The sequence below is a fragment of the Pedobacter sp. 10L46_2 genome (genome assembly GCF_056395165.1).
Genome location: NZ_JBFTIZ010000030.1, coordinates 1 through 6,442 on the forward strand (window position 1 = coordinate 1; position 6,442 = coordinate 6,442).

Here is a 6,442-nt window from a genome sequence, read left to right on the forward strand (position 1 = left end):
GTGGTGGAAAGCATATTATTGGATTCGTAATTCTCAATGAAGGATCACAGTACAGACCAAAAATGAAAATATAGATTCTTAAATCATTGTGAAAACAGGTAAGCGCGAAGATTTTTTTAATGAACTTAGTTCTATTTTTATTTGTTACACATGGTATATGCGTTCAGTTCACCAACATCTTGAGTAGTTTGTTTTTAGGTACTCCCCAAAAGTTTGTCAAATAGCAAAATAAATGACAAGCAATTTCGCTTTAAAAAAAGTCAAAGTCCTGAAAACTAAAGTAATCATAGCCCGAAAAAAGACAAGGAAGTACAACAGGCCACCCACCATAAAAATCAAACAAATCCGCATTGGGTATCAGCTTGGCTCAAAATGACGTGTCTACTATCTTGTTCTTCCCCACTCATATCTTTGAAATATACACCTAGCAGTTAAGTCTTTTAGTTGCATTTTGCAATTCAGTTAATTTTATTTACCATTGCGATGAGAGCGTTAAATTTTAAAAGCGATACAATTTAGCCCATATTGCATCACTTTATCTTCCTATAGCTCGGCTCCGACGACTACTTTACTATTGACTAATTCAAATGTCGGCGTTTGATAACTTCGATCCTATGGTTGTTCGAATCCTGACAAGTGCACTTCACGTAAATTCAATGTTAACTTGGTGGACAATAAATCAAACGGAACCAGAACAGGCAATTCAAGCCTAGTACTTTTTTATAAATAATAACGAACAATTCATTAAATTTTCCTGCCAGATTGGTATAGGTTGTACCATTCTATAGCTATTCCTTACTCATATCTTGAAATACACATCCAATGCATGAATCCCGTACGAAACCGCACATCAGTGCTCGAAAATGAACACATTGTAGCATTAAAAAGGGGACTGATTTCTAAGAATCGAGTATTTGAATACTGGCATTGAATTGGTTAGTTTTTAACCACCACCTTTTTATCATGAAGACTAATATGAAATTATCAATTCTATTTCTATCCGGAATCTTGTGTTCATTCCAAATTAATGCCCAATCGATAAAAGCAACCAAATCAGATTCAAGTAGCGAAGTTCAAATACCAATGAAGGCTGAATATTGGAAAAGTGACGCCGCTACAACTGAATTTACAACCTACAAAAATACGAATGTTATAAAAGGAAAAAATGGAAGTGCATTTCAGGTATTTTTAAAAAATCACAATTTCAGCAATGGTACAATTGAATTTGATGTAGAACTTAGCGGCATCGGATTTCCGGGAATTAATTTCCGCATGTCCGAAGACCATAAAAATGGCGAGAACTTTTATATCCGTTCTTTTGGTGCTGTAAAACCGGAAACCAGAACAACATTGCAGTATGCTGCCTTAATGGACGGCATGAGCATCTGGGACTTGACCGACGAGTATCAGGCAGGTGCCGTTATATATCAGAATAAATGGAATCATTTAAAATTGGTTATATCAGGCAAACAGATGAGGGTATATATAAATGAAATGACCAAACCTGCGCTCATTGTTCCCGAATTGGAAGGTGGACGTAACTCTGGCGGCATTTCGCTTTCTGGAAATGTTATATATGCCAATTTTACAATAAAACCAAATGCTACAGAGGGCTTAAGTCCCGAATCTGGTTATATCGCAACCACTGGCGATACAAGATACCTAAGAGATTGGATGGTAGCACCTGCGAAAGATTTTCCTTTTGGACAAGAAATAAAATTCTCTTTACCAAGTATGTATGGAAAACTAACAAATTCGGAGTTACCAGATAGTAATACAAAATGGTCACCGATAAAAGCTGAAGCGCGTGGAATTGTTAACCTTACCAGAATATATGGACTAAGAGAAAATGATGTCAGACGACTTACTTGGCTTAAAACTACAATCGATTCCGACAAGGATCAGGAAAGAATGCTAAATTTTGGCTTTAACGATGAGGTATGGCTCTTCTTGAATGGTGAAATTATATACGTTGATAAAAATTACTTTGGTACGCCAGCGCAAAAAAGTCCTGAGGGAAGATGCACTTTAGAAAATGCCAACATTAAACTTCCTCTGCGTAAAGGCAAAAACGAGATAATGATAGCACTAGCAAATTATTTCTATGGCTGGGGCATTATTGCCAGGTTGGATCATACTGACGGTATCAAACGCTAAGAAGCTCGATGCTACCAAACCTCAAACATGCTTGGGTTTAACTGTTTCTTATCGGATGTGCTAGCAAACAAACTATTTCCCGGCCAGGTTGGTACAGGTAATATCTTTCGGAGATAATGGATATTTCTCACTCGTAACTTTGAAATAGACTGATAACCATAGCTGTGGTTTAGCACTAACTGGGATTCATAGCCTTAAGCAGGAGCATTTCCCCAAGTTCACTGAACTTAATACCCTGAGCGTTTTGTCTGCCAATGTCGCTCATCTTAACCAGTGTTTTCTGAAGGATGCTGATCATCTTTTCTTCCGGTTGCGTTTTAATGAGTGCATCGTACTGGAATTCTAAAAACACAAGGCACAACGCATCTTCTATTATCTGTACCTCTGCGTCATTTTTTATTCCTTTTTTCAATATGATTTCCTTGACGCGCTTTATAATGCTTTCGTTATAGTCAATGGAACGAAGTATTTCTTCACACTTTTTTGAATGAAATTTTGAAAGATCACTTCTCCATTTTAAATAGCCGATCCGGCCCTCGGGGTAGGTTTTTCTTGCGATTTCCCAACGGCCAATATGTTGACATCTGGAGGCAAGCTGCAAGGCTTCACTAGCATTTGGTTCAAGTTTTAGTACCCATTGGTGAAGCTTTAATGCATAAAAATATTCAATTGGATAAGTCTTGCCCTGGTATGTAATACTTTCGGGAGACCTCTGGTTATATTGATCAAAAAGAGTATAGGCCTGTTGAATATTTGACATGTTTCACTTTAATTAGAATTTTTGCCAAGTGGCATTTGTTTTGGGATCAGCGATTATTTTATGGGCAATACAATAACAAGAACCCGGGCAGATGGATAAAAAGTTTGCTACATCACACTAACTATAGCAGCAGGTATCAGTAAGGCTTGTTTTAACTAGCATAGCTGAGTCTAATTTAGTGGAAAAAATCAATTGTAATAGAAAATAGTGAATTATTTAACCCTGTTTATATATTTAGGCGATAGTGGTTCAGGTTTCTCTCGTAATCCAATTCAACTTTGCTCGATGGAGGTTTAGATCGGACTTCGGGCTAACACCTATGTGGCCACYTCTTTCGCGGAACCTGGTTCTTCTGATCATTTAATAGGCGACATCAATTGTACTGTAAAATGTTCTGCTATCTGTTATGTGTGTAAACATAAAAGCCGCTAAATCTGCACGCGAGGTTATTGCATCCCCAGAAAGGACCATAAGTAGACATTCTTTAACTCTCAGCCCAAATACCGGCATCAACCAATGATCACAGATCTACTAGAAATCAAATCCTGAACCGTTCCTCCACTCGCATGATATCAATAATTGCAGATCAGCACTGGATCGCTTTAAGAAGTTTGCCGGACTGACTACCGCTCATTAAAATTTCATGAACCAAAAATCAAACGCAGTGTAATCAATAGGAATTTAAAACTTATAATCATGGTAAACCCGGAAGATAGAAACAATAAACTACTGCATCTGGAAATAAGAAACCTTACCAGGTTATTCCCCAAATATCTGTTTGCTCCCGATACACAAAGTTCCTGTAGAAACTCCCGGGTACACTTGACTTTTGTTAGGAAATGGATTTGGGTGGAGATTCCTGCAGACCGATTAACGGAAAAAGCAAAGCATTTCGCAGTTAACTTTGATTTAACCTCACAACATGAAATGAATCCTCCCTGAGTCTCCCAAAATTGACCGTATCGCCCGTCCCTTGTTGATCAAATGATTTATTAATCCTTTGAGGCCAAAATTATTTAGGTTTCTTTTGACCAGGCGATCGTAAAGGTAAAGAACTGTATGCGGTGCCTTACCGCCAGCACTGAGCCTATCCCGTGGCAGTTTGGTTATTGCTCAAAACAAATAATCGTTAAATCGAAGCGTTTACTTGTCGTATTTATCATTTCTTTTGACCTATTTATCATTAGCGCGTTTATTTGTGTAATTTCTTAGGATTTAAGTATTTTAGACTCTGAATTATGGCTGTCACTGCCATTATACTAACCAATTAATAACCTGTTATGAGCCTTTTTAAAGCCGCAAGCATCTTTGCCAAACGGCATATGTTATTTTTAATATGTTTGTGTCCGCTTTTAGGTATTGGTGCCGTACCCCCCTTAAAATTCACCAATATATCCAGCGATAACGGATTATCCAACGGCAACGTTAATTGTATATTGCAAGATAGCAAAGGCTTTATGTGGTTTGGCACTAAAGACGGGTTGAATAAATACGATGGCTACCAAATGGTAGTGTATAAAAATAACGCAAATAATAAGCTCAGTATCAGCGACAACTACATCAGACATATTTATGAGGACAGGAAAAAAAACCTGTGGATTGGCACCTCCAATGGATTAAATTTATTCGACCGGGAGAAAGGCACCTTTACATCCTATAAGCACCAGGTAAATAATCCAGCATCGTTATCTGACAACAGCATCAACCGTATTTATGAAGATCGTCGTGGCAACCTTTGGATAAGTACTTATAACGGCGGCCTGAATCTATTTAACCGGCAAACTAAAAAGTTTAGCTGCTATAGAAAGAATGCAACCAATGCATCATTAAACTACATTAATTACATCTTTGAGGATCGTGAAAATAATTTGTGGATTGCGGCCGGATCGGGCTTAAACAAATTTAACTACCGAAACAATACCTTTAACGAAGATTTGCTGAGCCCTAATTTTAAAGCCAAGATACGGGTAATGCAGCAAGCGCCCAATGGTGATTTTTGGATAGGCACCGAAAATGCGGGTATCTATGTAGTTAACCCTAAAACCAAACAAATAAAGCATCTTTATCATATTGAAACGGATGCATCAAGCATAGGCAGCAACTCGGTTACTGATCTGATTTTTGACAAAAAAGGAAATCTGTGGGCCGGTTGCGTAAACGGTGGCTTAAATTTACTTACCCCCGGCAGCAGTTCCTTTTATCATTATACCGAATACTATCTAAATAACCCCGGTACGCTGCCGCACCGAACCATATCTGCACTTTTTGAAGACAATCAAGGTAACATGTGGATCGGCACACACCGTGGAGGGATTAAATTATATGAGCCCAGATCACAGAACTTTGAACTTTTTCAACACGAGGAAAATAACAATAGCTTAAGCTATAATGATGTTAAGGCGTTTTATGAAGACAGTAAAGGCACGATCTGGATTGGCACCGATGGCGGAGGACTTAACAAATACAACCGCGCCGATAACTCCTATAAACATTACCGCTATAATGCGTTTGATAACAGCTCTATTAGCTCTGATGCGGTGCTTGATATTATAGAAGATAACCAGGGCAACTTGCTGGTCGCTACATGGGGCGGCGGTCTCAATATTTTTAACTCCAAAACCGGAACATTTAAACGGCTTTTAAACAATCCCAAGGATAATTTCAGCATTAGTTCTAACCATGTTTACAAACTGTTGAAGGATAGGAAGGGCAATATTTGGATAGGTACTTATAACGGGGGCCTGAACCGTTATAATCCGGACAATAACACGTTCACACGGGTAACTAAGGACCCGCAGAACAGAACCAGCTTTTTGGGTTACGATATTGTATCATTAAATGAAGATAAAAAAGGCAACATATGGATAGGCACAGACGATGCYGGACTTAACTGCCTTGACGAAACCACAAATTCTTTCAGGCATTATTTTTTAGGGCAGGAGAAAAACCCTATTATTGAAGTAATTTATACCGATAGCAAAGGCCGGGTCTGGGTAGGACAAGCCGGCCTTTATTTATACAATGAAACCAAAGATCAATTTAATCTATACACCAAGAGTGGTGTGCTGGCCAATGAGCTCATTAAGGGCATACTGGAGGATGAAAAAGGCCTGTTATGGATCTCAACCATTAACGGATTAATTAAATTTAACCCCGATAAAGGCACATACAAAAAATACAATAAGGCAGACGGCCTGCAGGGCGAAGAGTTTTCTGCTAATGCGTTTTTGAGGGCCAGGGATGGCAAGCTATTTTTTGGTGGTATAAGCGGGTTCAATTCCTTTTATCCTAAAAACATTATTACCAATAGCTTTATCCCACCGGTATACTTAACCGAGTTTCAGATCTTCAATAAAAAAGTTACGCCCTTTGAATATAACTCGCCCTTAAAAGCAGATATTAACATTGCTAAGGAAATTGTTTTAAAGCACAACCAGTCCACCTTTTCATTATCATTTGCAGCGCTTAATTATGCCGCCAGCAGCAATAACTCGTATGCCTACAAACTGGAAGGATTTGATAAAC

The 6,442-nt window shown here is 38.4% G+C and carries 4 protein-coding genes; 3 read left to right on the forward strand and 1 reads right to left on the reverse strand.

Annotated elements, in window-relative coordinates:
* The first annotated feature begins 963 nt into the window (after nt 1-963).
* Entirely contained in the window at nt 964-2,157 is a 1,194-nt protein-coding gene (locus AC1DDX_RS05300; RefSeq protein ID WP_477611755.1) for a hypothetical protein, read from the forward strand.
* Between the two features lie 175 nt (nt 2,158-2,332).
* On the opposite strand, the gene AC1DDX_RS05305 is transcribed toward AC1DDX_RS05300, so the two are convergent.
* Nucleotides 2,333-2,917 (reverse strand): DUF4202 domain-containing protein, encoded by a 585-nt coding sequence (locus AC1DDX_RS05305; protein ID WP_477611756.1) that lies wholly within the window; start codon nt 2,915-2,917, stop codon nt 2,333-2,335.
* Between the two features lie 696 nt (nt 2,918-3,613).
* On the opposite strand from AC1DDX_RS05305, the gene AC1DDX_RS05310 reads away from it, so the two are divergent.
* Nucleotides 3,614-3,859 (forward strand): hypothetical protein, encoded by a 246-nt coding sequence (locus AC1DDX_RS05310; RefSeq protein WP_477611757.1) that lies wholly within the window; start codon nt 3,614-3,616, stop codon nt 3,857-3,859.
* Nucleotides 3,860-4,197: 338 nt separating this feature from the next.
* On the forward strand, nt 4,198-6,442 hold a 2,245-nt coding region (locus AC1DDX_RS05315; protein ID WP_477621833.1), incomplete at its 3' end, for a ligand-binding sensor domain-containing protein.

Excerpts from the sequence above, each read along its gene's own strand:
- AC1DDX_RS05300 (WP_477611755.1), top strand. The coding sequence starts at position 964 with ATGAAGACTAATATGAAATTATCAATTCTATTTCTATCCGGAATCTTG.
- AC1DDX_RS05305 (WP_477611756.1), bottom strand. The coding sequence starts at position 2,917 with ATGTCAAATATTCAACAGGCCTATACTCTTTTTGATCAATATAACCAG.
- AC1DDX_RS05310 (WP_477611757.1), top strand. The coding sequence starts at position 3,614 with ATGGTAAACCCGGAAGATAGAAACAATAAACTACTGCATCTGGAAATA.